3 protein-coding genes are annotated in these 3645 nt (G+C 59.0%); all 3 read left to right on the top strand.

The annotated features are described in order from the left end of the window. Window positions 1–1189: 1189 nt before the first annotated feature. The gene (locus BLU62_RS32635) at window positions 1190–1396 is read left to right on the top strand and encodes a hypothetical protein (protein WP_139180094.1); all 207 of its coding nucleotides are present in this window, start codon (window positions 1190–1192) and stop codon (window positions 1394–1396) included. A gap of 585 nt (window positions 1397–1981) precedes the next feature. Continuing rightward, entirely contained in the window at window positions 1982–2482 is a 501-nt protein-coding gene (locus BLU62_RS31710) for a hypothetical protein (RefSeq protein ID WP_139180093.1), read from the top strand. A gap of 921 nt (window positions 2483–3403) precedes the next feature. Continuing rightward, on the top strand, window positions 3404–3535 hold the full coding sequence (locus BLU62_RS34470) for a hypothetical protein (protein WP_280141578.1): 132 nt from the start codon (window positions 3404–3406) through the stop codon (window positions 3533–3535). Window positions 3536–3645 lie beyond the last annotated feature (110 nt).

Below are 3645 nucleotides of genomic sequence, written 5' to 3'. Positions count from 1 at the left end.
CCGATCCCGAAATCCCGAAATGGAGGTAGTTCAATGCCTGGACCTGCTCCGAAGCACCCGTCTGTGCGTGCTCGCCGCAACAACCCGAAGAAGGACTTCCGGTCTCTGCCGTCTGAGGGCGTGAGGGCGCTACGCCTGAGTGGCCTCTGCTTCCGGATGTGAATGCGTCGGCGATGCTCGAGGTTGCTCGCGATCGTGTCGCGTCACTCCAGGTGGAGTTGGAGGTGAGGACGATGGTCGCGCGAAGGGCCGGCTGCGGCGCGATCTGAACAAGAATGAACTGCTGTGGCCAGTTGCAGTTGCAGATTGAGCAGCACTGATGCAGAGAAGCGTTGTGGCGGATCTGTGGTCGACGCTCAGGCGGTGATCTGGGAAAGTCCATACGCATCGTGAGTTGCGCAATATGTCGTGGAAGTTCGTGCGAGCAGGCGACCTGAAGGCTGCTGCGAGGCGGCAGTTGTCTGACCGTCTCGGTTGAATCCGCTGGCGCTGATGCGTCTGCGGCGAGTTGAGCATGTCGACGAGGTGGAGAACCGTGGCAAGCGCCGGCGGAAACGTCGGTGCCGCAGCGGAAGAATCTCCGAAGGATGATCGCGCTCGAGTCTCTACGCCGTGTGACCCGTGCTGCTGGTCGTTCCGGTCCAGACCCGGAACCCTGGCCAACCTGGGCGCGATATGCGATCTGATCGAGGATCGTGCGATCTATGGCCGGGTTCGTTGCAGGGGAGCCGTACGAGATTGACCGGAGTTTCGGCGTTCATCATCGTGCTTTCGAGTGTTCCGAAAGTCATCTTGGGAGACGTCGTCGGTTCAAACGGTTGGACTGTCATCCGCAAGGTTGCGAGACAGAGAAGCAGGCGCTCCTACGTTCTTGACTTTCATCGGAGGCGACCGGTTTGACGTGGGATGCCTCGGAATCCGGTGGGTAGCGGTGAACTCGGTACATTCCGATTGTGCGTGTCGGTGAGCAGTTGAGAACTGCTTACGGGCTTTGAAGTACATCGTCGAAGAAGCCTGATGCGGACTGTTCGATTCGACGTTGGATCGATTGTGCGCTGAATGATCACGTCGTGCTGACGCAAAGCGTCGCATTGTCGAACAACCAGGTCTCGTGACGGCGGCTCGTACGACGATGAACTGTTCGATGAGCCGCACGGCTGTATTTGCCGGCAGTTGAAGCGCACAGACGATGGATCGAACTGCGAAACGTCCGCTGGATATCCTGGTCGTTGTATTGGGACTGCCGGTCAACCCGTCAGGTTCGGTGCTGAAGAATTCACATCGAGCCACGCAGATCGCTGAAGGCAAAATTCAGCGTCCGGATTTTTATCTGTATCGCACGGATGACGATCGAACGGATCTGTCGGATAGGACGAGCGGATTCGGCGATCGCTGAGCGACCGGCCGATCGCGAGTTCGGTCGCCATTCGACGAGATCGCTTCGAAGTGGGATCGCCTGCGCCGATGGCGTATCTCGAGCGGGTGTGGTTGAACGGTGAAACGTCAGGGCGACCAGGCGTTTGACATGAAGAAGATCAAACCGGTTTGTGCCGCTCAGGGAGCGCATCCCTAAGGCGGTTCATCACTCTCGTTTCGATGGCGCCGGTTCCGTGACGCTACGCGTTGTGGCGACGAGCATCGACACCGGTTGCAGAGTGCTGGGTTGTGGAACGCCCGACGATGACGACCTAGAAGACGACGGTTGGAAGTCAACGAAGCTGAGTGACCGCCGCGTCGAGACCCATGACCGGTATGCGTGTGGAAGATGTACGCCGACCCCCACACTGACCGAAACGGTCGGCTCGTGGCTGCGAAATGGCTGACGGGTGAGGAGTGGTGGACCGCCGAGTGAAGCCGATGGCGTACACGCTGCGCGAGTATCGGGAAGCCATCGACTCGGGGTCGATCACATTCGGTGCGAACACAGCCACGAGGACTTTGTCAGCACCTCGGAAACGCGGGCCGCAAGGAACTGAAGATCGTGGACGACGAGGGAAACCCTTGGATGTCCTCCAGAAGCAAGATGTCGGCTGACCTCAAGTTTGATGCCGCGATGGCGTCGGTGCTGTCGTGGAAAGCCTGTCTGGACGCACGCAAGTCAGGGCTCGACCCAAGCCGGTCGGAATGCCACGTCGCATCTACTGAGAGGGTGGTGCATGATTCCGGTGACGCCGCCGAATGGCTCCCCGTCCTCACAGCCGTTTGGATGCTGCGCAGCCGCGAATCAGTCTGCTGCGTCGCTACGTTGACGGCGACGCCCCGTCCTGAGATGGGTAAGAATGTGCGGGCGTCGTGGCAGCGTTTTCAGCGGCAGTCGCGCGTCAACCTGGCGACGAAGATCTCGTCATCCTTGGCGGAGCGGCTGATCCCAACGGTATTGATGTTGGCTCCAACACGACAGTTGATGTGGTCTGCGGCGCAAAGGATCTGGCGCGATAACCGCATCAAAGGTGTGTCGCTAAGAAGCACCATCACATGCTGAATTACGCCACCAGCTACATGACTGCATGGTCGGGACAATGGCACCCGTCATCACGGCGGACTCACCGGAAATGATGTACGCGGCGACTGACCCGTTGCAGCGTGGAAGCGCGCGCCGCGATCCGTTGGTGCGTGACTCGGATGCGAAACAGACTTTGCGATCGTGTGTGTCAGATCGCTGCAGCTGTTCAGCGTTCGGTTGGGTAACCTGCCGAGTGGTGGAGCGGCGCATCCGCAACAACCGTGCAGTTCGGATCAGTGGATGCGCGACAAGTTCGTCATCACCGCGAGGCCGCGTGTGGTGTTGAACAACCGCTCGGAATGGTGAGTTCGAACCCATCTCGACACCATTCACCGCATCAAGCGGAATCCTCGAGCGTCGTGTGACATCAGCGATGCAGGCTGGTCAGCGCCCTCACGGAGTCTCCAAGAAGACGCCGAAGCAACGACATCGATTGGGCGTCGTTTCGAGCCGGCCTGGGTGTTGTGGACATCCCTGCGTATCGAGTTGTGGAGTCGATGCACGATATTAGGCTCTTTTGGAGGTGTGAAGGATGATTGGGAGCTGTCGAAGTCGCCACCGTTCCCGCGCTGCTTCCGGTTCTCAGAATCAGTCGCTACCGGCTCTGCTGCGATGAAGGAGCGTTATCCTGAAGCGCGTGACCGACTTGACGTGGTTGATACGGGCTGTCGGCGATCATCTCGAAAGCTTTGCGTATCGAGGGTTTGAGACCGAGGAGACATTCTCTTGTCGTGGAAACGCCGAATCACGTGTCGCTGTCGAGAATATGACGCCGTGAAGCGAAGTGTCGGGGAGTCATGGAAGTCGATGCGAACATTCTTGGCTACTCGCCGGAGCAGATCGAGCAGGATGCCTTAGATCTGGCTGACGAGCAGCTGATGAGTTTCGTGGACAACGCGAATGCCCGAGTCTGATCGCCTTCTGATCGGCTACCAACAGGCCGTTGCGGACGTCCGCGCGCGGGTGATGAACTACGCCAACGCAATCTGGGGTGGGCTTCCCGCGTTCCGTGATGCTCAGGCAGAGAGCTGATTGCCCGACTGGTGCCGATGGTGACGGCGGGACAACTTCAAGTCGCGAATCTGACGTCCAGTTATATTGCCCGTGCTGTATCAGGTGGAGTTCCGCTTCCAGTGGATCGA

The sequence above is a fragment of the Gordonia westfalica genome (genome assembly GCF_900105725.1).
Lineage (GTDB): Bacteria > Actinomycetota > Actinomycetes > Mycobacteriales > Mycobacteriaceae > Gordonia > Gordonia westfalica.
This window is presented reverse-complemented; position numbering and strand designations above follow the sequence as displayed.